This window comes from Roseibium sp. (assembly GCF_048260565.1).
GTDB lineage: Bacteria > Pseudomonadota > Alphaproteobacteria > Rhizobiales > Stappiaceae > Roseibium.
Window position 1 is genome coordinate 107753 of record NZ_JBLXGP010000007.1, and the last position, 23586, is coordinate 131338.

The 23586-nt window shown below is 62.2% G+C and carries 21 protein-coding genes; 16 read left to right on the top strand and 5 right to left on the bottom strand.

All coding sequences use genetic code 11. The features are described from left to right. From ACN0SO_RS16215 to ACN0SO_RS16225, 3 genes are all read left to right on the top strand, one after another. Complete coding sequence (locus ACN0SO_RS16215) at positions 1-1509, top strand: malonate--CoA ligase (RefSeq protein WP_417679570.1); 1509 nt, start codon at positions 1-3, stop codon at positions 1507-1509. A 454-nt stretch (positions 1510-1963) separates the two neighbouring features. Then, on the top strand, positions 1964-3124 hold the full coding sequence (locus tag ACN0SO_RS16220; protein ID WP_417679572.1) for a DUF2778 domain-containing protein: 1161 nt from the start codon (positions 1964-1966) through the stop codon (positions 3122-3124). Between the two features lie 102 nt (positions 3125-3226). Beyond that, the gene (locus tag ACN0SO_RS16225) at positions 3227-4228 is read left to right on the top strand and encodes an alpha/beta hydrolase family protein (protein WP_417679574.1); all 1002 of its coding nucleotides are present in this window, start codon (positions 3227-3229) and stop codon (positions 4226-4228) included. Positions 4229-4301: 73 nt separating this feature from the next. On the opposite strand, the gene ACN0SO_RS16230 is transcribed toward ACN0SO_RS16225, so the two are convergent. Then, complete coding sequence (locus tag ACN0SO_RS16230; protein ID WP_417679576.1) at positions 4302-5501, bottom strand: MFS transporter; 1200 nt, start codon at positions 5499-5501, stop codon at positions 4302-4304. A 129-nt stretch (positions 5502-5630) separates the two neighbouring features. On the opposite strand from ACN0SO_RS16230, the gene ACN0SO_RS16235 reads away from it, so the two are divergent. From ACN0SO_RS16235 to ACN0SO_RS16250, 4 genes are all read left to right on the top strand, one after another. Next, the gene (locus ACN0SO_RS16235; RefSeq protein ID WP_417679578.1) at positions 5631-6515 is read left to right on the top strand and encodes an AraC family transcriptional regulator; all 885 of its coding nucleotides are present in this window, start codon (positions 5631-5633) and stop codon (positions 6513-6515) included. A gap of 140 nt (positions 6516-6655) precedes the next feature. Continuing rightward, the gene (locus ACN0SO_RS16240) at positions 6656-8185 is read left to right on the top strand and encodes a hypothetical protein (protein WP_417679580.1); all 1530 of its coding nucleotides are present in this window, start codon (positions 6656-6658) and stop codon (positions 8183-8185) included. Positions 8186-8208: 23 nt separating this feature from the next. Then, positions 8209-8880 (top strand): discoidin domain-containing protein, encoded by a 672-nt coding sequence (locus ACN0SO_RS16245; protein WP_417679582.1) that lies wholly within the window; start codon positions 8209-8211, stop codon positions 8878-8880. A 168-nt stretch (positions 8881-9048) separates the two neighbouring features. Next, entirely contained in the window at positions 9049-9726 is a 678-nt protein-coding gene (locus ACN0SO_RS16250) for an SH3 domain-containing protein (RefSeq protein WP_417679584.1), read from the top strand. A 125-nt stretch (positions 9727-9851) separates the two neighbouring features. Here the strand turns inward: ACN0SO_RS16250 and ACN0SO_RS16255 are convergent, their stop codons facing one another. Together ACN0SO_RS16255 and ACN0SO_RS16260 are read right to left on the bottom strand one after the other, a co-directional pair. Further along, on the bottom strand, positions 9852-10418 hold the full coding sequence (locus tag ACN0SO_RS16255) for a rhodanese-like domain-containing protein (RefSeq protein ID WP_417679586.1): 567 nt from the start codon (positions 10416-10418) through the stop codon (positions 9852-9854). Between the two features lie 134 nt (positions 10419-10552). Further along, a complete protein-coding gene (locus ACN0SO_RS16260; protein WP_417679588.1) occupies positions 10553-11206 on the bottom strand; it encodes a cupin domain-containing protein in 654 nt (217 codons plus the stop codon). Positions 11207-11453: 247 nt separating this feature from the next. Between ACN0SO_RS16260 and ACN0SO_RS16265 the strand changes: the two genes are divergently transcribed. Continuing rightward, the gene (locus ACN0SO_RS16265; protein WP_417679590.1) at positions 11454-12923 is read left to right on the top strand and encodes a helicase HerA domain-containing protein; all 1470 of its coding nucleotides are present in this window, start codon (positions 11454-11456) and stop codon (positions 12921-12923) included. Between the two features lie 330 nt (positions 12924-13253). Here ACN0SO_RS16265 and ACN0SO_RS16270 read toward each other — a convergent pair whose 3' ends face one another. Then, positions 13254-13613 carry a hypothetical protein gene (locus ACN0SO_RS16270; protein ID WP_417679592.1) on the bottom strand — a complete coding sequence of 120 codons (360 nt, stop codon included), beginning with the start codon at positions 13611-13613 and terminating at the stop codon, positions 13254-13256. A 296-nt stretch (positions 13614-13909) separates the two neighbouring features. Here ACN0SO_RS16270 and hmgA point away from each other — a divergent pair, with 296 nt between their 5' ends. The 4 genes from hmgA to ACN0SO_RS16290 all read left to right on the top strand — a co-directional run bounded on the left by hmgA (position 13910) and on the right by ACN0SO_RS16290 (position 17900). After that, positions 13910-15211, top strand: a complete 1302-nt coding sequence (gene hmgA / locus ACN0SO_RS16275; protein ID WP_417679791.1) for a homogentisate 1,2-dioxygenase — start codon at positions 13910-13912, stop codon at positions 15209-15211. A gap of 112 nt (positions 15212-15323) precedes the next feature. After that, entirely contained in the window at positions 15324-16592 is a 1269-nt protein-coding gene (gene fahA, locus ACN0SO_RS16280; protein WP_417679594.1) for a fumarylacetoacetase, read from the top strand. Positions 16593-16725: 133 nt separating this feature from the next. Next, positions 16726-16929, top strand: a complete 204-nt coding sequence (locus ACN0SO_RS16285) for a hypothetical protein (protein WP_417679596.1) — start codon at positions 16726-16728, stop codon at positions 16927-16929. Between the two features lie 11 nt (positions 16930-16940). Further along, the gene (locus ACN0SO_RS16290; protein WP_417679598.1) at positions 16941-17900 is read left to right on the top strand and encodes an MBL fold metallo-hydrolase; all 960 of its coding nucleotides are present in this window, start codon (positions 16941-16943) and stop codon (positions 17898-17900) included. A gap of 6 nt (positions 17901-17906) precedes the next feature. On the opposite strand, the gene ACN0SO_RS16295 is transcribed toward ACN0SO_RS16290, so the two are convergent. Next, positions 17907-18149 carry a hypothetical protein gene (locus tag ACN0SO_RS16295; protein WP_417679600.1) on the bottom strand — a complete coding sequence of 81 codons (243 nt, stop codon included), beginning with the start codon at positions 18147-18149 and terminating at the stop codon, positions 17907-17909. A 232-nt stretch (positions 18150-18381) separates the two neighbouring features. On the opposite strand from ACN0SO_RS16295, the gene ACN0SO_RS16300 reads away from it, so the two are divergent. From ACN0SO_RS16300 to ACN0SO_RS16315, 4 genes are all read left to right on the top strand, one after another. Further along, entirely contained in the window at positions 18382-19992 is a 1611-nt protein-coding gene (locus tag ACN0SO_RS16300) for an FAD-dependent oxidoreductase (RefSeq protein ID WP_417679602.1), read from the top strand. 11 nt (positions 19993-20003) lie between these two features. Continuing rightward, positions 20004-20213, top strand: coding sequence for a DUF2783 domain-containing protein (locus tag ACN0SO_RS16305; RefSeq protein ID WP_417679604.1), 210 nt, complete (start codon positions 20004-20006; stop codon positions 20211-20213). Between the two features lie 39 nt (positions 20214-20252). Further along, on the top strand, positions 20253-20795 hold the full coding sequence (locus ACN0SO_RS16310; RefSeq protein WP_417679606.1) for a VOC family protein: 543 nt from the start codon (positions 20253-20255) through the stop codon (positions 20793-20795). A gap of 237 nt (positions 20796-21032) precedes the next feature. After that, positions 21033-23507: a methyl-accepting chemotaxis protein gene (locus ACN0SO_RS16315; RefSeq protein ID WP_417679608.1), complete on the top strand. Its 2475-nt coding sequence runs from the start codon at positions 21033-21035 to the stop codon at positions 23505-23507. Positions 23508-23586: the final 79 nt, after the last annotated feature.

The following is a 23586-nucleotide window of genomic DNA, read 5'->3' on the forward strand; positions in this document are numbered from 1 at the left end:
ATGAACCATCTCTTTTCCGAAATCCGCGCCAACATGCCGGACACCGGCAAGGTTTTTCTGGAAACCCATGACGGGCGACAGATCACCTATGGGGATGTACTGACCCTGTCGGCCCGATATGCCAATGCGTTGACCGATATCGGTGTCGCGCCGGGCGACCGGGTCGCGGTGCAGGTGGAAAAGACGCCGGAAGCCTTGATGCTTTATCTGGCGACGGTTCGCGCGGGCGGTGTCTTCCTGCCGCTGAACACCGCCTATACGCCGTCCGAGATCGACTATTTCGTCACCGACGCGGAACCGGCCGTCCTCGTCTGCGATCCGTCGAAGGCCGACGCCCTTGCTGCGACGGCGAAGAAAGTCGGCGCCAGCCTGCAGACACTCGACGCGGCCGGCGAAGGCTCCCTGCGACGGCTTGCCGATGGCGCTTCCGAACAGTTTCAGGATGTGCCGCGCGAGGACAGCGATCTGGCGGCGATCCTGTACACATCCGGCACCACCGGCCGCTCCAAGGGGGCGATGCTGTCCCACGAGAACCTGGCGTCCAACGCCCGGACACTGGTGAATTACTGGCAGTTCACCGGCGACGATGTCCTGCTGCACGCCTTGCCGATCTTCCATACCCACGGGCTGTTTGTTGCCACCAACACCCTGCTTCTTGCCGGCGGCTCCATGCTGTTCCTGCCGAAGTTCGACCTGGATACGGTCCTGAATCTTCTGCCGAAGGCAACCTCGATGATGGGTGTGCCGACCTTTTACATCCGACTGCTTGGATCGCAGGCGTTCACCCGGGAGCTGGTGTCCCACATGCGGCTCTTCATTTCCGGGTCCGCGCCGCTGTCGGCCGAAGTGCACAAGGAGTTCAGCGAGCGCACGGGCCTCGCGATCCTGGAACGCTACGGCATGACCGAAACCAACATGAACACCTCCAACCCTTATGACGGCGAGCGCCGGGCCGGCACCGTCGGCTTCCCGCTGCCGGGCGTCGGTCTCCGGATCGCCGATCCGACGACGGGCAGGGAACTGCCCCAGGGCGAGGTCGGCGTGATCGAGGTCAAGGGCCCGAATGTGTTCCAGGGCTACTGGCGCATGCCGGAAAAGACGGCGGAGGAATTCCGCACCGACGGCTATTTCGTCACGGGCGACATGGGCCGGATCGATGAGCGTGGCTACGTCTCCATCGTTGGCCGCTCGAAGGATCTGATCATCTCCGGCGGCTTCAACGTCTACCCGGCCGAGGTCGAGGCTCTGCTGGACGAAATCCCGGGCGTCGCCGAAAGTGCGGTTATCGGGGTGCCTCATCCCGATTTCGGAGAAGGCGTGGTCGCGGTCGTTGCCGCCCGTCCGGGCGCCAGTCTCGACGCCAAAGGCATCACCGCTGCGCTGGCCGACAAGCTCGCCCGCTTCAAGCAGCCCAAGGAAGTCCACGTCGTGGAGGCGCTGCCGCGCAACACCATGGGCAAGATCCAGAAGAACGTTCTGCGAGACACCTACAAAAGCGATTTTGCTTAGGCAATTCACTGCCTTCGACGTCCACACCCCAGCCTGCCGCGGCACGACATTCGGCAGGTCCGGATGAATGCTTAGAGCTCTGGATCCGGGCCGGCGATTACCTATGTCCGGATAGGTCGTTCCCTGTCGGCAGCCTCTGTCTGAAAAAGGGTGCTTTGGCGGAATGCCCGAAAATGGCCGTTTTTTGGTGTTCTTCGGTCAAACATGGTGATTTCGTAATCTTCGATTGCGATCGTTTTCGTAAACGTCTTGGTTACCAAGTTTCTTCATAGTCGGAGATTGCTGGGGACCTCGACAGGCAGGGGCAGGGTTGCTGCCTTTAAGTGTCGATTTGTCGAACACGCGGTTCGTAATCCGCGGGTAAAGCAACGTTTGGGCGCATATGTATCGTAGTAAACAGCCTTCCGAACCTCAGGGGCCGGCAGCGGCGAAGTCTGGTGTCCGCAAATCGCGCGTGGCAATTCTGGGCGGGACCATCGCTCTTTCCGCTCTCGTTCTGTCCGTCACCCTCTCGCAATCTTCCGTTGGGCCGATTGAAGAGACCCTGTCACGGATCTTTGCGGACCCGGAAACCCAGGCCTTTGTTCCTCCTCTGCCTGAGGACAAGCCGGACAACATCATTACCGGCAGCATTCCGCCGGCGCATGCCAGCGCTGTGGTGGGACCCGTCGATCGCCTGACAACGACCGGGCAGGAGTTGACCTCCGAGCCGGCTCGCCCGCGTGCCTATTCGTCCGAAGAGACGCTCGCGCTGGTTATGGCCAGGCGCCAGCAGGAAGAGGACGAGGCGGCGGCGAAGGTCGCTCTTGTGGCCGAACTGGCTAAGGGCCTGCTGCGGCGCAGGCTGATCGCTGCCCGGGAAACCGGCAACGAAGCCGGTTCCGGAGTTGACGAAACCATCACGGTCGCGGCGCTGGAGACCGAGACGGATGATACGGAAACCGGCGAGGTGATCGCGGAGACCGAAGTCGCGGTTGCGGATACCTTATCCGAAGCGCCGCCGGTGCCGGCCAAGCGCCCGGAAGTCCCCGAGTGGGCTCGAACCAAAAAGGCCGAGACCGACAAGAAGCGTAAAAGCTATACCCAGCTGGCCTACGCGGCGCCGGAAGATCCGGCCACCACCGACGACAGTGGTCGGGGCAGCCTTTTCGGCGGCTTGTCAAAGGTGTTCAGCGGCGGCGACGCCAAGGGCGGTCTTCCCGGACGCGGCAGCGGTATCGCCGTCTATGACATCAAGTCTGCCACGGTTTACATGCCCGACGGTCAGAAGCTGGAAGCCCATTCCGGTCTGGGCCAAATGAAGGACAATCCCGATTACGCTCATCGGAAAAACCGGGGCCCGACGCCGCCGAATGTCTACAATCTCGTCATGCGGGAACGCCGTTATCACGGGGTGGAGGCGGTGCGCATGCTGCCGACCGACCGCAGTGCCATGCACGGTCGCGACGGTATGCTCGCCCATACGTCCCTGGTCCGCGGCACCAACGGGTCCCATGGCTGCGTCGCCTTCAAGAATTATTCGCGCTTCCTGAGCGCCTTCAAGGCGGGCAAGGTGAAGAAGATGATCGTCGTGCCGGACCTGCGCGAACTGCCGGTCTATATGGCCTCTTTGTAAGAGCATTGGACGGCGGCGCAAGGCCGCCGCCGGCCTTCCGATGCACTGCCATGTCGGCCAAGGTTTTGCTTTTTCACGCGATCCTTATGTAAGGGAAGACGGATGCCGCCGGGATTGAAACTGGTTTGCGCGCTTATCGTTTCGATCTGCGCGGCGCAGATCGCTTTGGCCCGGGCTCCGGGCGGTGCCGGTGTCCGCAAATTCGAGGTGTCCGATCCGGTAAGCGGCCGGATGATGGACGCGCTCGCTTTTTATCCGAGCCCGGCTGAAGGCGTGGTGGATGCCGGCCCGTATCATGTCGAGGCGGCGCGCGACGCGGAAATCGCTGCAGGCCGCTATCCGTTGATCCTGCTCTCCCATGGCAATCTCGGCAGCATGCTGGGGCATCATGATCTGGCGACGGCTTTGGCCCGCCGGGGCTATATTGTCGTCAGCCTTACCCACCCGGGGGACAATTTCCGGGATCCGAGCGGCCTTGGCGCCACCAGCACGACCCTGGGCCGCCCCTTGCAGATTTCAGCCGCCCTGACCGCCGTTTTGCGGGACACGCTCCTGTCCGCCCATGCAGACAGCACGCGGATCGGCTTCATCGGCTTCTCCGCCGGCGGGGAGACAGGTCTTCTTCTTGCGGGCGCCAAGCCGGATTTGAAGCGGCTTGAGACCTATTGCGCCAGCCGTCCGGACGACCATCACGTTTGCGAAGCCGGGGGCAGGATACGAAACGACCGCCCGGATCTGAAACCTGCAGCCGATCCGCGCATCCGCGCCTTTGTTCTTATGGCGCCCTTAAGCGTTGTTTTTCCCGAGGAGAACCTGAAAGACCTGCGGGGCCCTTTCCGCATCTATGTCGGAGAAAACGATCGGGAGTTGTCGCCGGAGGACAACGCCATAGCGCTGGCAAAGGCTCTGTCGCTTTCCCCCGAGTTGGAGATCCTTCCGGGGGCGGGGCATTTCGTTTTCCTGGCACCCTGTTCGACCGAACTCGGCAACACGATGCCGTTACTCTGTACCGATCCGTCCGGCGTCGACCGGGTCGCCATCCACCGGAAACTCGTATCAGAGATCGCAACGTTCTTCTCCGAGTCATTTGATGAAAAACCCTGATGAGAGCAGCTGAGAAGCAGGAGGCCTCCAAGGTTCTCCTGCAACGTGTTATGCTGGGAGATGCCTGACGGCCTTACGTCCTCTCAACCTTCGGCAGAAACACCGTCAGGATGCCGAAGGCCGGCAGGAAGGCGCACAGGCGATAGACGTAGTCGATCCCCTTCACGTCAGCGACTGCGCCCAGAACGGCCGCGCCCAGGCCTGCAATCCCGAAGGCGAAACCGAAGAACAGGCCTGCGATCAGTCCGACCTTGCCGGGCACCAACTCCTGGGCGAAGACGATGATCGCCGAGAAGGCCGAGGCCAGCACCAGGCCGATGATCACGCTCAGCACTCCCGTCCAGAACAGGTTGGCGTAGGGCAGGATCAGTGTGAACGGCAACACGCCGAGGATCGAAATCCAGATCACCACCTTGCGTCCGATCCGGTCTCCGACCGGCCCGCCGATCACCGTACCGGCCGCAACCGCGCCCAGGAAAAGGAACAGAAGCAACTGGGAGTCCCGGATGCTGACGTCGAATTTGTGCATCAGGTAGAAGGTGTAGTAATTGGTCAGGCTGGCCATGTAGATGTACTTGGAAAAGACCAGCATTCCGAGAACGGCAATCGCCAGCACGACCCGCGACCGCGGCAGACCGGGCCCGGCATGGGCGATCGCATGACGGGCCGTGGCTTTTCTCTTGCCCGAGTACCAGGAGCCGACCTGCCACAGCACCAGCATGGCGAGAAGGGCGGCCGCGGAGAACCAGGCAACGCTTTTCTGGCCGTGGGGCAGGACGATGAAGGCGGCGAGCAACGGCCCGAGCGCCGTGCCGAAATTGCCGCCGACCTGAAACAGCGACTGGGCAAGGCCGTGTCGCCCGCCGGAGGCCAGGCGGGCAATGCGCGAGGATTCCGGGTGAAACACCGCCGAACCCAGGCCGATCAGCGCGCAGGATACCAGCATCCACTCGAACCGCTGGGTATTGGCGAGCAGGATCAGCCCGGCAAAAGTCGAACCCATTCCGACGCTCAGCGAATGGGGTTGCGGGTGCTTGTCCGTATAGATGCCGACCAGCGGCTGCAGAAGCGACGCAGTGACCTGGAACGTGAGCGTCATCAAGCCGATCTGGCCGAAATCGAGCGCATAGTCCTCCTTGAGGATCGGATAGATCCCCGCCAGCAGCGATTGCATCATGTCGTTCAGCATGTGGCAGAAGCTGAGTGCCGCGATGATCGCAAAGGTCGTCGAGGGGGCAGATGATTGGCCTGCAGTCGTGGTGGCGTTGGTCATGTTCATCTCAATTGGTACCCGATGCCCTGAGAGGCTGGTCTTGCCTGTGAGAATAACAGGATCGTTTCGGCCTGCTTTCGTGCTATGGTCCATTTATTCTTCAAGTGGGCCAAACGTACAGGGTCATGGATGGCACGAGATATCCCCGGACATCAGGCTGCCGCTGGGCAGGGCAACGCGTCGGGCGCGGCCGATGCGAAACCGGCCGCGCCTGGTGAAACCCATGACCGGATCATCGAAAGTCTTGAGCGCGCACGCGGTCCGGTCATCGCCAAGGCGAGCGAATATCCGGATGGCTACGTGGTGCGGCCGCACCGGCACAGCCGGGCCCAGTTGATCTATGCGCTTGCAGGTGTCGTGACGGTTTCGACCGCAACGGGCAGCTGGATGGTGCCGCCCGACCATGCGCTCTGGGTGCCGGCCGAGCTGGAGCATTCCGTTACGGCGAGCGGCCAGGTCAGCATGCGCTCGATCTATGTGACCCCTGGTGCTGTCTCGGAGTTGCCGCGGGAAACCCGTGTCGTCGGCCTGACGGACCTGATGCGCAGCCTGATGCTGGAGGCGGTCCGGCTCCCGCAGAGCTACGAGGCCGCAAGCCGGGCCGGCCTGATCATGGCCCTGATCCTGGAAGAGATCCCCAATCTGCCGGAACGCCCGCTCGGCCTGCCGTTTCCGGCCGATCCGCGGTTGGCAAATCTTTGTCGCATCTTTCTGGCCGACCCGGCAGTCGGAGCCACCATCGATGACTGGGCCGGCACGCTCGCCATGAGCCGGCGCTCGTTCACCCGTTTTTTCCGGGCAGAGACCGGCGTCAGCCTGTCCGCGTGGCGCCAGCAGGCCTGCATCTTCGCCGCCCTGCCGCGTCTTGCCGGCGGAGAGCAGGTGACCAGCGTCGCCCTCGATCTCGGCTACGACAGCACGGCCGCCTTCACCACCATGTTCAAACGCATGACCGGCATCGTTCCGAGCCGGTATCTGCGCGCAGGCGCACCGGCCCTGCAGGCGGCGGAATAGCAGGCGCGGGGCACCAAAAAGCCTTTGACCCAGGTCATTTCGCATCTGTGAAACCATCGATACCCTCTTGGCATTGCGCAGTGAGGGGTGTCATGCATTACCGGGTTTTTTTGAGCGTTTTGGTCCTATTGGCAGGCTTGTTGCCAGTATCGGCCCAGTCGATCGACCAGGGTGAGATCGGAGGACGCTGTCTTTCCGAAGACCGTTGCCTGACCGGTGTATGTAACGACCGGGGAATGTGCGTTGCCTGCGGACAGGTTGGTCAGCCGGCCTGTCTTGACGCGAACCAGCGGCCGGTCTGCACGTCCCTGTCGACCGATCCCGCACCGCTCGCCCGCGGCGGGTCCGTCTGTGTCAGCGATAGTGGCCGCGACTGCGGTCACATCGGTGAGCCGGCGTGTGCCTATGAGACCGGCCCCTTTTGCTACTATGGCGTCGCCAGTTCCCTGCGCGGGGGCGGCAGCATCTGTCTCGATTGCGGCGACTACGGCCAGCCTTGCTGTCCGGGAACGGACAAGCCCTGCGACTACGGGACCTGCCAGAACGGCAGCTGCCTTCCGAAGGTCGTATCGCTGAAATCCGAGATCCTGAAGGCGATTGCCGATTGCCAGGGCAAGGACGCGCGCGCTCTGATCGCCCGGTTGCCTCAAGGCAGCGTCCTGCAACAGGAAATGCAGGCGGCCTATGACAGGGCCGACCGGCGGGAGGACGAGGTGCGCGCCCTGTTCGAACAGGCGCGTAGCCTGTCGCGGGAAGCGCGGGCCGCCTTCAATCGGGGCGATGTCACCGGCGCCCGCCCGAAGCTTCTGCAGGCACGGCAACTGCTGGAGCAAGCCAGGGCGAAGACGGCCTGCCCGAAGACGCATTCGACGCTTGATGAAGGCATCGCTCTGGTAAACTCCAATCTGGACAAGACGCGGGCGGGTGATGCCGTGCGGAAGGTGGCTGACGCCATCAAGGCCTGTGATTTTACTGCAGCCAAAGAAGCGTTGGCACAGGTCAGTAAACAGGATCCGAACTATGCGGCCATCCGTAAACGGTACGAGGAGGCCCGGTCCTGGGAGGAACGCCTGCGCAAAAGCTATGACGAGGGCTACGACCTCTATAAACGCGGCAACCAGCTCTTGAAGGCCAACAGGGATCAGGAGGCGTTACGGTCCTTCAAGCGGGCGCATGAGCTGTTTACGAGGGTGCGCAAGGAAACCGAGTGCCAACGCGCGCGCGACGTTGCGACCGCTGCCCTGCATGAGGTCAGTGCGCGCATCGAGATGGCGGAGGCATTCCTCAAGGCTGCCGGAAAGGGGAAGACGGGCCAGCCAAAGAACAGCGGTGCCATGCCCGGGCGCTACCAGCCGGTCGCAGGACCTCATCCGTGCCTCGATCCGTCCGTGAAGCCGACGCATACGGCGGCGGGTTATACCCCTTTGGGCGGTGGTCAGAGCACCATCTACATCAAGGGGAATTTCATCTGCGACTACGAAGGCAGTTTCAGCATTCTGAGCGGGTCCGAACTGATCAACTACTACTGCAAACGCGACGGCAACCGCTTCGTTGAGTGCAAGGAGACCGATCGGGATCGGCTGACCAAGACAATCCGGCATAAAGGTTTCACGACCTACGAGTTCGATAACAAGAAGTTCTGGCTGGATGTCTATCCGGCCAAGAAGTGACAGCAGGCGGGGAATGATTTGGTATGAAACGGAAACTCGCAGGAATTCTGGTCTCTGCAACATTCAGCCTGTCGGTCATGTTGGGAACCGGCATTGTATCCGCGGCGGAGGTCTGCGCCACGCTTGGCGCGACCCAATTCGTCGACGGAATGCGCTACTGCGTGACCTCCGCGCTTCGCGGGCAGGGCCGGAACAGCTACACACCGGACAACCTTTTCGACGGCGATCCGGCGACGGCTTGGTGCGAGGGCGTTCGCGGCGACGGCACGGGTGAGAGCGTGACCGTTACCATTCAGGGCGGCGGCCCGTTCCGCCGGATGATCGTTCGCAATGGATATGGAAAATCGGAAGCGGCCTACCTCGACAATTCCCGCCCCCGAACGGTGGAAATCGCCACCGATACCGGGGAGCGCTTCCAGGAGGTTCTGCCCGACAACCCGTCCGACCACTACCTGATACTGCCTGGACCGGCTACCTACGGGCAGGTTCGTGTGACCATCCTGGATGTCTATCCTGGCCGAAAATATGCCGACACCTGCATCGGTGACATCATCCCCGACTTTGAGTTCGAGGAACTCCTGCTGCAGCGGAAGCAGTTGAACCAACCCGAAACATCGGCGCAAGGGCCGAAGCCGGACACGGGCAATGGTGGCCTGGAAGAGCTACCGGAGTTTCCGTCACTGGACAGCTTCTAGAAAGGCCGCGGTTCAAGTTTCGAAATCCGGGACATTAAGGGCTGTCTCCGCCCTTCCTTTGCTGTGCCGTCCGTCACAGGTCGTCGGTGCTGATTTCTCCTATGCCACTGTGGTGCGCTTCTTTTGTTCGGGACGCGTCACGGTCAAACAGACGGAAGGAGAGAAATCATGAAACCTGTCTTCTCGAAAATGCGGACGATAGTAGCCGCCGCGGTCACCGCACTGCCGTTGGTCGGATTGTTCGGTCTGTCGTCGGCAAACGCGTCAACGATCGCTGAAACGGTCACGGACCTGAACATGAGGGCAGGCCCGGCCGCGTCCTATCCCATCGTCACGACACTGCCGGCCAATGCGGGCGTTACGCTTCACGGCTGCAATGCGGGCACGACCTGGTGCGATGTCAGCTGGGGCGCGGACCGCGGCTGGGTCTCGGCCAGCTATATCACCATTGCCTATAACGGCGGCTACACGGTGGTGAGCCCCTGGGTTGCACCGGCTGCCGGAGTGGCGGTTGTCGCCTACAGTCAGGTCTATTGGAACACCCATTATGCCGGCCGGTCCTGGTACAAGCAGTGGAATAGCTTTCATGCCGGACACAGCGGTCCGAAGGGCGCCTATGGCGTTGCAGGCGGCAAGGGTCCCAACGGCGGGGCAGTCGGCGCGGGAGGCGTGAAAGGCCCCAACGGCAACGGTGTCGCCGTCATCGGCGGCAAAGGTCCGAACGGTGGCAAAGCCGTTGGCGCGGTGGTGTGCGGTCCCGATAAGTGCGGGCATTTTGCCACCGGCGGCAAGCGACTGAGCGGAGGTGCGTTCGGCAAATCGGCTGGCGGCTTCCGTAACCGTTGAGATGAACTTGGAACCTGAACGGCCACTGCACGGCCGGAACTGACCGACCTTCCGTTACCGGCCCGCGCTCTTGCAGGCGCCGGCCGGTACGCGGATGCTACGGCTTCATCATTCGAAACAGAGGCTCAGAACATGTCTTCCGCCACGGTGAGCCCCAGGACGGCCCAGTCCTGCATGCCGCCGCGATAGTAGAAGATCTTTTCCACCGGATAGCCTTCACGGGCCATGGCCTTGATCGCGGTCGGGCTCTGCGGACAGGCCGGACCGTTGCAGAAGGCGATCATGTTGTCGGCATTGGCGCAGTCCCAGGACCCCTGGCCGCCCGTGCAGCCCAGTTCGTTCAGCCGCATGGCGACTTCCGTGTAAGGGATGTGGATGCTGCCGGGAATGGTGGACTTGGTACGCCATTCCAGCGTGCGCATATCGACCACCTTGGCGCTTTTGGTCTTCAGTGCGTCGAGGACTTCAAGTTCGCCGACCGGGGTGACGCCTGGAACCGGAACCATCGGCTGCAACACGCCCCCGATCAGGGCCGCCTCCGTTTTCTGGCGGGTGATGTCGACGGCGCCGTCATCGGTTTCGATGGTGATCACGGTCTCGTCGCCCGCGATCTTCAGGTCGCCGTCGGCGGCCACCGCCGGTATTGTCAGGGTCATCCCAAGAGCAAGAAGTCCGAAAAATCCGTATCGCATGAAGTCCTCCCTTTGCAGCCTTCATGGACGATTGCCCTGGCCGCATTCTTCGAATTCAAAGATTCATATCATTGAATATGACGCAGGCGGACAAGTCCGGCAAGATACGGATATCATGCGGGAAGGGGCGGCCGTTACGCCAGATGGCCCGTCTTTCGATAGACGCGGGCGCCGGTTTTGCTGGTGATCGTCTGCGTGGAACCGGCCGGTAGCCGCAGCCAGCTGCCCTCCCCATAGGTCCCGTTTTCATCGGAAAAGCTTCCAGAAAGGACGAAATACTCCGCGCCGCCGGGAAGGGGAACGGTGTCGAAGGCAGCCCCTTTCTCCCAGTCCAGCATTACGACGTCTTCATGGGCATCGGAAAAAAGCGGCAACAGTTTCTCGCCCTGGCGGCCTGCTTGCCAGGCGGACCCGTCATTTGTGTCGATGCGCACGAATCTGCGGTCCGCCGGATCCATCTGGCGGAGCTTGACGAGGATCGTGGCGCCGGGCGCACTGGAGGGCACGTGGCTGGAGCCGGGAGGATTGCGCACATACATGCCCTTGGCGAAATCGCCGGTTTCGTCGGAAAAGACCCCGTCGAGTACCAGGAATTCCTCGCCCAGATCATGCTTATGGGCGGAAAAGGACGACCCCGGCGCATAGCGCACCAGCGATGTCGCCCGTGCGACTTCCTCCCCGTCGCGCTCCAGCATGCGGCGCTCGACGCCCGCCATGGGCGAGGGTATCCAATCCAGTGAGTTGCTGTCGACGGCGGCGCGCTTTTTCAGATCGGCATGGACCTGCATGGTTCTCTCCCTCACCCTGTTATCGGTTTGAGATAGGACTGCCGGAAAAGGAGGAAAAGCCCGAAAGGGACATGAAGCTGTTGACTTGTTCGTGAGGATTGGGGAAATCGGCGTCAGGACGCCCCCACGGTTTTGCACGGCGCCGGGAATCATGCTGATTTCGGTCAGTGTCTGAAAAACAGGTTCCGGAGTTCCAGCGATTTGAGCGCCGTCAGGCCGGAGAAGCGGCTCGACGCCAGGAAGACGTATGACAGTTAGCATCGATATCGGGGAAATGACCAACGGCCAGCAGGCCGGAATGGATCTTGAGGAATTGCTGGCAACGCGCCTGCTGGTTCAGGGCAATTCCGGCTCGGGCAAGTCGCATCTGCTGCGACGGCTCCTGGAACAGTCCGCCGGCTGGGTGCAGCAGGCCATCATCGACCCGGAAGGCGATTTCGTCTCGCTGGCCGACAAATACGGTCATGTGGTCGTCGATGCGGTCGGAACCGAAAAAGACCTGCAGATGATCGCCGGCCGGGTGCGGGCGCACCGGGTGTCGGTCATCCTCAATCTGGAAGGGCTCGATGCCGATCGCCAGATGAAGGCCGCCGCCACCTTCCTGGACGGGCTGTTCGATGCGGACCGGGACCTCTGGTATCCGATGCTGGTGGTGGTCGACGAGGCGCAGCTGTTCGCGCCCGCCGCTGCCGGCGAAGTCTCCGAGGAAGCCCGCCGCCGCTCGCTCGGCGCCATGACCAACCTCATGTGCCGCGGCCGAAAGCGCGGGCTCGCCGGGGTCATCGCCACCCAGCGTCTTGCAAAGCTCGCCAAGAACGTGGCCGCGGAAGCCTCCAACTTCCTGATGGGACGGACTTTTCTCGATATCGATATGGCCCGTGCCGCCGATCTGCTCGGCATGGAGCGGCGCCAGGCGGAGACCTTCCGCAATCTCGACCGCGGCCACTTCGTTGCCCTCGGTCCGGCCCTGTCGCGCCGGCCCATTCCGGTGAAGATCGGTCCGGTGGAAACCGCCGGCCGAGGTGGTAGCCCGAAGCTGATGCCGCTGCCCGATCAGCCGCCGGAAGATGCCAAGGACCTGATCTTCACCCCGTCTCCCGGCGAGGCGGTGCCGGTACGCGTGCGCCAGCCGGAACCGGTCGCCACGACCTCCGATGTGCTCGATCAACTGACGAGCGCCGACAGGGCAGGGGAGGCGGAACCGGCGGCGAATCTTCTTGATTACGGTGCGCGGGAGGAGGGGATTGCCGAGATCATCGGCGAGATCCTGTCCGAACCGGATGCCGCCTTCCAGCCGATCGCGACCCTTTACCAGGATTTCCAGGTCCGCTGCCGGATCGCCAAGCTGCCGGGCGGCATTCCCGATCTGCAGGTGTTCCGCGAAAAGCTCTCGGTCGCACGAGCCGGCGTCGATAAAGGCGAGGTGGACGACAGCGCCTGGGCCCAGGCGGAACTGGTCGCAGCCGAATTGCCTGAAGACATGCGCGGGGTCTACCTGCTGCTCGCCAAGGCGGCCAACGCCAAGGCGCCGTGCCCCGGGAACATCGAGATCGCGACCGCCTACGGCACCCGCTCTCCGGGCCGGGCACGCTGGCTTTTGAGCCACATGGAAGAGCGCGGCTTTATCCTTTGCGCGACCGATCTCAGAGGCAACCGCATCGTCACGTTGACGGACCTCGGCTGGCAGACGGCGCCGGGCGACGAGGCCGCCGCTTAGCCTGCCATTCGCCTCGGCTTGATCAGCAGGACAAGTACAAGGGCCAATGGCCAGATACCGGCACAGCCAAGTGTTGCCAGGACGACCGCAGGCCTGAGACGGTGATGTCTGCCAAGTTCGTAAAGGCTTAAAAGAAAAAAGACGGTTGCCCCGATGGCATAACCCGTCAAAAGCGGGACCCCGACCGCTGACGTAAACATGTTTCTACCCCGATTTCTGCAGTTAATAACTGCTTGCCCTAGAATTAGGCTATCAAAGGTTGCGGGCTTCTGGTGGAAAACCTGACGATTAAGCTCCGGAAATTTAACTGTTGGTTAACCCTGCGGGGGGTCACATCGCCGGCTGCATGCGTCCGGCTGAGGCAGTGGATCCGGATACGAAAAGACCCGCGAGTCCCGGCGGCACGGGATAGTCCGGGTGGGCCAGGAGATAGCGAAGCTGCGCCATTTCCACCGCGATGCTTTCCATGGTCTTTGCCAGCACCTTGTCCAGATAGCTGCCTGCGGTCGTGCGCTCGCGGATCTGTTCCGCCTTGGACAGGGTCTTTTGAAGATAGGCCAGCATGGTTTCCACGTCTGTTGCCGTGACGTCGACAATGCGGACCTCTGCCGGCCCGGTTTCCGGCTTTCCGGCGTTGTGTGCCGCGTATCCGGTTGCAAAAACCTCTTCGGTGACGGGATCGGCCAACATGAGGATCTCCATTAATGTTCCTGTTTTGTTCTAATAGCAGATGAGTCCGGGGAAGACAAGATGCGGGAGGTTGCGGCGCTCATGCGAAACGGCCTCCGGGCGGCTTTGTGATCGGGTGCCAATGGAGACCGCTCGCATTCTCCCTTGACCCTCGAAATCAAAATGGTTACAAGTGAAACTAAATTATGTCAGCCCCATTCGGGGCCCCTTTCAGGGAGGATATCGACATGGACCAGATCGACAGCGACATCGTCGGAAAAGGTGCTGCGCAGCACGGCCAGAACGAGTTGCAGTACATGCCGGGCTTCGGCAATGACTTCGAGACCGAGGCGCTGCCCGGTGCTCTGCCCCAGGGCATGAACAGCCCGCAGAAATGTGCCTACGGCCTTTATGGCGAGCAGCTGTCCGGCACCGCCTTCACCGCGCCGTCCCATCAGAACGAGCGGACCTGGTGTTACCGCATCCGCCCGTCGGTGAAGCATTCCAGCCGCTACACGAAGATCGATCTGCCCTACTGGAAGTCGGCGCCCAATGTCGTCGACGACGTGGTGTCGCTCGGCCAGTACCGCTGGGATCCGGTGCCACACACGGATGAGAAGCTCACCTGGCTGACCGGCATGCGCACCATGACCACCGCCGGTGACGTCAACACCCAGGTCGGCATGGCAAGCCACATCTATCTCGTCACGCAATCCATGGTGGACGAATATTTCTACTCCGCCGATTCCGAACTCCTGATCGTGCCCCAGGAAGGCAAGCTGCGGTTTTCGACCGAACTCGGCATCATCGACCTGGAGCCGAAGGAAATTGCCATCATTCCGCGCGGCCTCGTCTACCGGGTCGAGCTGCTGGAAGGGCCAGCGCGCGGTTTCGTCTGTGAAAACTACGGCCAGAAATTCGAGCTGCCCGGACGCGGTCCGATCGGCGCCAACTGCATGGCCAACCGGCGCGACTTCAAGACGCCCGTCGCCGCTTACGAGGACCGCGAGGTCCCCTCGACCCTGACCATCAAGTGGTGCGGTCAGTTCCACACCTGCAAGATCGGCCATTCGCCGCTCGACGTGGTCGCCTGGCACGGCAACTACGCACCGGTGAAATACGACCTCAGGACCTATTGCCCGGTCGGCTCGATCCTGTTCGACCATCCGGATCCGTCGATCTTCACGGTGCTGACCGCGCCTTCCGGCGTGCCCGGTACGGCGAACATCGACTTCGTGCTCTTTCGTGAGCGCTGGATGGTGGCGGAAAACACCTTCCGTCCGCCGTGGTACCACAAGAACATCATGTCGGAGCTGATGGGCAACATCTACGGCCAGTACGATGCCAAGCCGAAGGGCTTCATCCCCGGCGGCATGAGCCTGCACAACATGATGCTGCCCCACGGGCCGGACAACAACGCCTTCGAAGGCGCGTCCAACGCCGATCTCAAGGCGGAAAAGCTCGACAACACCATGTCGTTCATGTTCGAGACCCGCTTCCCGCAGCACCTGACGGCGTTTGCCGGCAAGGAAGCCCCGTTGCAGGACGATTATGTCGACTGCTGGGACGGCATCGAGAAGAAGTTCGACGGCACCCCGGAAGGCACCTGGGACAAATAAGAACGCATGCCTGTGGTTCACCATGCCGGTCCGTTGATTTAAGACGGGCCGGCCTGATCCGGTTCGGGCCGGTTCGCACCGCAGAAGACGAAATGAATTTGAGAGGTCACACATGCCCCTGATGCGCAGCTGGGTCGCCAGCGCCAATTCCGCGGAGACCGAATTTCCGCTGAACAACCTGCCTTACGGCGTTTTCACCACCGGTGACGAGGCCCCCCGCTGCGGTGTAGCGCTCGGCGACCGGATCGTCGACGTGGCCGGCATGGAAGCAGCCGGTCTTATCAAGCCGGGCGGAGACGCCAGGGTGCTGAACGTTCCTTACTGGAACGACTTCATGGCGCTGGGCCAGTCGGTCTGGGCCACCTTCCGTGCGGAGCTGACCGCGCTTCTGGCCGAAGGCTCGGCCAGGCAGCCGGAAGTGGAACCGTTCCTGGTGGCGATGGCCGATGCCACGCTTTACCTGCCGTTCAAGGTTGCCGAATACACCGACTTCTATGCCGGCAGGAACCATGCCTTCAACGTCGGCACCATGTTCCGCGGCCCGGAAAATGCGCTGCCGCCGAACTGGCTGCATATTCCGATCGGCTATAACGGCCGCGCGTCCTCAGTCGTCGTCTCCGGCACCGACATCCGCCGCCCCTGGGGCCAGCTGAAGTCGCCGGACAAGGATATGCCTGCCTTCATGCCCTCGCGCCGGTTCGACATCGAACTGGAAATGGGCGCCATCGTCGGTCAGCGTTCCGAAGGCCCGGTCACCGTCCAGGAAGCCGACGACATGATCTTCGGCTATGTGCTCCTGAACGACTGGTCCGCGCGCGACATCCAGGCCTGGGAATACCAGCCACTCGGTCCGTTCCAGGCCAAGGCGACGGCCAACACCATCAGCCCCTGGATCATCACCAAGGCAGCACTCGAGCCGTTCCGCACCTCCACGCCGCCGCGCGAAAAGGAGCTTCTGCCCTATCTCGCCGAGCCGGGCCCGATGCTCTACGACATTCCGCTGTCGGTCTCCATCCAGCCGGAAGGGGCGAAAGAGGCTTACGTGCTTTCGCGGACGAACTACAAGGAAATGTACTATTCCGCGGCCCAGCAGCTGGCGCATCACACCACCGCCGGTTCGCCGATGAATGTTGGCGATCTGCTCGGCTCCGGCACCATTTCCGGTCCGACCAAGCCGGAGCGCGGCTCGCTTCTGGAGCTGAGCTGGGGCGGCAAGGAGCCGATTGAACTGCCGGACGGCTCGACCCGGACCTTTATCGAGGATGGCGACACGCTGACCCTGTCGGGCGCGGCCGAAGGCGACGGCTACCGCATCGGCTTCGGCGATTGCGCCGGCAAGCTTCTGCCGGCACTGGAAGACCCGTACGCCCGGAACAAGTAAGGTTTGAGCCGGTCATTCCATCTTCGGAGCTATCAAATAGGCGGTTGAAAAAGACGACCTACCTAAAAACCTTTCCCCGCAGACCGGTCTGACTAATCTGAGTGGTCTGCGTTCTTCAAAGGGGGTGGCGAAAATGGATACGAGCGAAAGGCTGCCTGATCAAATTGACATCGATGGCTTGGAAAACGTGACCCGCTTGGAGGTCATTGGAGAGTATCGGGAGCTGGTTCGCTACGGCATAAGCATCCGCTTTATGTTGCTCCAGGACGAGGGGCGGACGCTCAAGATCTTCATCGAGCAATCGAATTCCGGAACTGACGACACAGCAGACAGATAGAAAGTACCGAGATGAGCAAGAAATTCGCATCCCAGGGCGACATGGCGGAAAAGAAGATCTCCTTCACCGAGATCGGCAAGGACCTGTGGGCGTTCACCGCCGAGGGCGATCCGAACACGGGCGTCATCATCGGCGACGACAGCGTCATGATCGTCGAGGCGCAGGCAACCCCTGAACTCGCCAACAAGGTGATCGAGAAGGTACGCTCCGTCACCGACAAGCCGATCAGCCACCTGGTGCTGACCCATTACCATGCCGTGCGCGTGCTGGGGGCTGCCGCCTACCAGGCGCCGACCATCATCATGAGCCAGAAGGCCCGCTCCATGGTGGTCGAACGCGGCGCGGAAGACCGCGAGTCTGAATTCATGCGCTTCCCGCGTCTGTTCATGGGCTATGACGACATTGCCAAGGTGCCGCCGCTCACCTGGCCGACCACCACCTTCAACGACCGCATGACCGTCTATCTCGGCAAGCGCCGCGTCGACCTGCGCTTCCTCGGCCGGGCACATACGGCGGGTGACATCGTCATCCACGTGCCGGATGCGAACGTCATGTTCACCGGCGACATCGTCGAGTACCACTCCGCCTGCTACTGCGGCGACGGCCACTTCAACGACTGGCCGGGAACGCTGGAAGCGATCCGCTCCTTCGACGTTGAAGCAATCGCACCGGGCCGCGGCGACGCCCTCGTCGGCAAGGACATGGTCAACAAGGCGCTGACCGCCACCGCCGACTTCGTCAGCTCCACCTATCGTCCGGTGGCGCGTATCGCCCAGGGCGGCGGCTCGCTCAAGGAAGCCTGGGACGCCTGCCGTGCGGAATGCGATCCCAAGTTCGCCGATTACGCGATCTATGAGCACTGCCTGCCGTTCAATGTGGCACGCGCCTATGACGAAGCACTGGGCATCGACACGCCGCGCATCTGGACCGCGCAGCGCGATGCCGACATGTGGGCCGACCTGCAGGGCTGAAGCTGATCAGCGCCGCGCCTGACCGCGCGGCGCGATCGTCAGCATGGCAAGCCAGCCGAGACCGACGGCCAGAACCAGGAACTCGATGGCCACGACACTGATGCCGATCAGGCTGTGGTTGTCGTCCATCACGGTGACGGGGCCGAACAGCATGACGGCAAGGGTCAGAACAGACAGGCTGCCGGCCAGGATACGAAACGTCCACCGGCGGCCTGAGGTCAAAAGCGTGCGACGATTGAAGAAGGTCATGATGATGTCCTCTTGCAGTTGTCTCCGATTGATTAACGTTTGAGGATCGGTTTGGTTCGACCGGATCCGTTGAATTTTGGCTCCTCGTCTGTCCTTGGCCGATAGGCCACACCTGTGGCCAGGAGCAGTTACCGACAAAATTACGCAGTATTCCGGATCAGAAAACGCTTGCATCAAATTAGTTACGAACGTAACTAATTACCCGGAACACAGGGAGGCCACGGGAGGCCATATGTCAAAAATCTTCGAAACGCCGCTCTATCCCTATCAGCGGTCCGCCGACCAGGACACGAGCCAGCCTGTCCGTCATCCGGTCATTGTCATCGGTGCCGGTCCGATCGGCCTGGGGGCCGCGATCGACCTGGCCCAGCAGGACGTGCCGGTTCTCGTCCTCGACGACAACGACAAGGTGAGCTGGGGCTCGCGCGCCATCTGCTTTGCCAAGCGCCCGCTGGAAATCCTCGACCGCCTCGGCTGCGGCGATCCCATGGTCGACAAGGGCGTCGTCTGGAACACCGGCAAGGTCTTCTTCGACGAGCGCCAGGTCTACGGCTTCAACCTGCTGCCCGAAGAGGGCCACCGCCGCCCGGCCTTCATCAACCTGCAGCAGTATTATTTCGAGCTTTATCTCTACGAGCGCCTTAGGGAACTGGAAGCAGAGGGCAAGCCGGTCCAGATCCGCGGCGGCAACAAGGTCGTCAGCGTCACGCCCAGGGACGACTACGTCGCGCTCACCATCGATACCCCGGACGGACCGTACCAGCTCGAGACCGACTGGCTGATCGCCTGCGACGGCGCCGGTTCGCCGACCCGCGCCATGATGGGCCTCGACTTCGTCGGCCGGGTGTTCGAGGACAACTTCCTGATTGCCGACGTGGTGATGAAGGCGGACTTCCCGACCGAACGCTGGTTCTGGTTCGATCCGCCCTTCAACCGCAACCAGTCCGCACTGCTGCACAAGCAGCCGGACGACGTCTGGCGCATCGACCTGCAGCTCGGCTGGGACATCGACAAGGAAGAAGAAAAAAAGCCGGAAAACGTCATTCCGCGCCTGAAGGCCATGCTCGGCCCCGACGTGGAATTCGACCTGGAATGGGTGTCGATCTACACCTTCCAGTGCCGGCGCATGGAAAAGTTCCGCCACGGCCGGGTGATCTTTGCCGGCGATGCGGCGCACCAGGTCTCCCCCTTCGGCGCCCGCGGGGCCAACTCCGGCCTGCAGGACACCGACAACCTGATCTGGAAGCTGAAGCTGGTCATGGACGGCAAGGCGCCGGAAAGCCTGCTCGACACCTATGACTGGGAGCGGGTCCACGGTGCTGACGAGAACATCCTGAACTCGTCGCGCTCGACCGACTTCATCACGCCGAAGTCGGACGTCAGCCGCCAGTTCCGCGATGCGGTTCTGGATCTGTCGGAAACCTATGAATTCGCCCGTCCCTTCGTGAACTCCGGCCGCCTGTCGGTGCCCTGCACCTATGACGGCTCGCCGCTCAACGGTCCGGATGCGGAAGGTTTGCCCGCGCGCACCCGGCCCGGCTCTCCGGCCGTGGATGCACCGGTCTCCGGCGGCTGGCTGCTCGACCGCCTGGGCGACCGGTTCCAGCTTCTGGCCATCAACGCGGACGTTCCGGCGTCGCTGGAAGAAGGCGGCATCGCGGTCGAAGGCCTGTCGCTATCCACCAGCGACGATCCAAGCGGCGCGCTCAAGGATCGCTATCTCGGCGAAGCGGCATCCGCCGTCTACCTGATGCGCCCGGACCAGCATGTGACCGCGCGCTGGGTCGAATACGACGAAAAAGCCGTTCGGGCCGCACTCAACACCGCCACCGGCCGCGCCTGAGGAGAAAGATCATGGCACATCTGAACACCAGCGCGAACATCGCCGGCGCGGACGATTTCTACGCCGAACTGCTTGCCACCCACGAGGGCCTTTCCAAGGCGGAAAGCGATGCCCTCAACGCCCGGCTGATCCTGATCCTCGCCAATCACATCGGCGACCGGGCGGTACTGTCTGAAGCGCTTGCCGCGGCGGCGCATGCGCCCGGAGGGGACAAGGCCTGACCGGCTCAATCAAGCCGGATTCACTGGAGGAGAATTCCCATGAAGATCGAGAAAATTCACCACGTCGCCTATCGCTGCAAGGATGCGAAGGAAACGGTCGAATGGTACGGCAAGAACCTGAACATGGACTTCATTCTGGCGATTGCCGAGAACCATGTTCCCTCAACCCACGAGCCGGACCCTTACATGCACATCTTCCTCGACGCGGGGAACGGCAACGTGCTTGCCTTCTTTGAGCTGCCGACCAAGCCGGAAATGGGCCGCGACCCGAACACCCCGGCCTGGGTCCAGCACATCGCGTTCAAGGTCAAGGACCGCGACGAGTTGGTGGCATTCAAGGAGAACCTGGAAAAGAACGGTATCGAGGTGCTCGGTGTCACCGACCACTCCATCTTCCATTCCATCTACTTCTTTGACCCGAACGGCCATCGCATCGAGCTGGCCTGCCCGGATCCGGAAGAAGAAAAGATGCTGAAGAAGCTCGACGCGGTGAAATGGGACATGCTGGAGGAATGGTCGAAGACCAAAAAGGCCCCCAAGCACGCCGCCTGGATGCACGAAAAGGAACTGTCCGAAGTCTGACGATCCGTTTTCGTTCAAATGACACAGCCCGGATAGCGCATCCGGGCTGTTTTGCTTCGGCCCCACCAAACGGAAGTTGCGCGGAAATTTTGTGCACTGCAACGGCTAGAGGCCTGATCCCGTTGCGTCAGCTGACTGCACAATTTTTCAACTGTCTGAAATGACAGTGTTTTTTCACCATTTGTTTAAGGCTACCGCCCTGTATTGCCCTCGATTTTCCGTTCTGGAGGGGTAGTCGTGAACTGGTTGTTGAAGCCACTTGGTCATCTGCGATTTTCCATCAAGGTCGGCGGCGGTTTCGCCGCAACCACCATTCTGACCGCGGCCGTCGGGCTGGTCGGAACGCTGGCCATCGTCCAGTTGCGCGATCAGTCAGCCATGAATGCGAAGGCCACCGCGGTCATGGCAAGCCTCCAGGAAGCTTCCGCGGATCAGAAGGCTTATCTGACCGACAGGACACCGGAACGGGCCGACGCCGCACTGGCCCAGATTGACCGGCTGCGCGCAGATCTTGCTGCCGTCGGCGATGGCTTAGACGACAGGTCTCCGGAAAAGGCGATGGTCAACGCCGCTGTCTCCAGGGTCGGCAATCTGACGGCGGAGTTTCGGAAACTGGTCGGCAGCAGCACGGCGCAGTCGGACCAGGCAGACCGGTTGACGCAGTCCGCGAGCCGCTTGGAAGCGATTGCCAAACAGATCGTCGATGAGATGGACAAGGCAAAGACCGCGGCCTCCGACAAGGAAGCGGCCGCCCTTGCCAACCTGACCGCTGCCGATGAACTCGGCCGCACGATGTCCTCGATCCGTGAGGGGGCAATCCTGCTCGAAGGGATGTTCCTGAGCGCGGCGGCTCAGGCGGCGTCTGACGAAGCGGTGACTGCGCAAGCAACCATGGCGCGGAAAACCCTCTACAAGGATGCGTTGAAAAAGGTCGAGGAGCTGACGGAAGAGGTCCGCTGGGCGGCCGGAATGACGGTAGAGGGCGTGAATGCCAGCATGTTGGACGGATTGGCGAAAATGCTGGGCGATTTTGAAGGCGCCCTGAAGGACGCGATCGCCAAGGCCAACCCCTTTACCGTCGGGAAGCCTGACGGCAGCCTTGCTGACAAGGCCAAGACGGTCAACAACCGGGCGAACATGGTCCGCGGCCTGATCTACGGCGTCATCGATTCCGCTCAAGGAGCCTCGGTTTCCGCCCGGAACCAGCTGGCCCGCGTCGAAGCGGTTGCAAAAAGCGGCAACAGCCTGTTGCAGACAACGCTGGAGACACGCTCGGCGACCATGGAGCTGCTGTCCGGTTTCGGCCAGACGACCCCGGACGCCGTGAACGCCAATATCGAGAAACTGCGCGCAACCCTGGCGACACTTGAAAAGAAAGCCAAGGGCTTCAGCCAGATGCGGGACATCCTGGGCCAGATCGGAACCGAGGTGGACGGATATGAGGCCGAATTCGCCGCCATGCAGACGGCGCGCGATCATTTTCAGGCCGCTTCGAACGAGCTGACCGCCCTGTCCGATCAGGTGCGCGCGCAGATTACGGAAATGGCCGCAAACCAGTCTGCCGCTTCCTCGCGGCAGGCCGATACGGCCCTCATCATGATCGGGGTCGCGGTTCTGGCGGCCATTGCCGTCGGGGTGCTGCTGGCGGTCGCGCTGTCCCTGGTGGTGACCCGTCCGATCCGCCGCCTGACCGATGTCATGGCACGGCTCGCCGGCGGTGAGACGGACGTGGAGATCCCCTCGACTGGTCAGCGCGACGAAATCGGCGCCATGAGCCGGACCGTCCAGGTGTTCCGCGACAACGACCTGGAGCGCAAGCGCCTCGAGGCGCAGACGGAAGAGGCCCAGGCTCTCCAGGCCGACCGTCAGGCCCAGGTGGATGCGCTCATCGTCGGGTTCCGCGACAGTGTTCAGGGACTGCTCGGTTCGCTCGACGAAACCGCGCAAGACATGGACACGACCGCGAAGGCCCTGAGTGACATTGCCGCGCGCAGCGCCGAACAGGCTTCCAGCACCGCAAGCGCAAGCGAAGGCGCCAGCATGAGCGTGGAAAACGTGGCCGGCGCCGCCGAAGAGTTGTCCGCCTCCATTGGCGAGATCGGCAGCCAGGTGCAGCGGACGACGGATATCGTCTCGTCCGCGACCGAGGCGGTGCGCGACACCAACGGCAAGGTGCAGGATCTGGCGCAGGCCGCCAACCGGATCGGCGAAGTCGTCACCCTGATCCAGGCGATTGCCGAGCAGACCAATCTCCTGGCCCTGAACGCGACCATCGAGGCGGCGCGCGCCGGCGAAGCAGGCAGGGGCTTTGCGGTCGTGGCCGCGGAAGTAAAGGAACTGGCGACCCAGACCTCGAAGGCGACGGAGGAAATTTCCTCGCAGATCGCCGCGATCCAGGGCTCGACCACCGACGCCGTCAATGCGATTTCCGCCATTTCCAGCACCATGGAAGAGGTGGACGGCTATACCCAGTCGATCGCCTCGGCCGTCACCCAGCAGGGCGCCGCCACCAGCGAGATCTCCGGCAACGTCCAGCGCGCGTCGGAGGGAACCCGCGCCGTCCAGGACAACATGCACGATCTCGCCGAAACGGTGGAGCAGACCCAGGCGGCCTCAGGCACCGTCCTGACCGCGGCCGGACATTTGGGCGAACGCAGCGAGGCGCTCAAGGGCGAAATCGAAACCTTCCTGGAACGGGTCGCCGCCGCCTGACGGCGACGTCCCGCTTACTCGGACTTCAAACGGCGGCAATCATCCTTCGAAACTCAGCGGAATATCCAATTTCCAACAG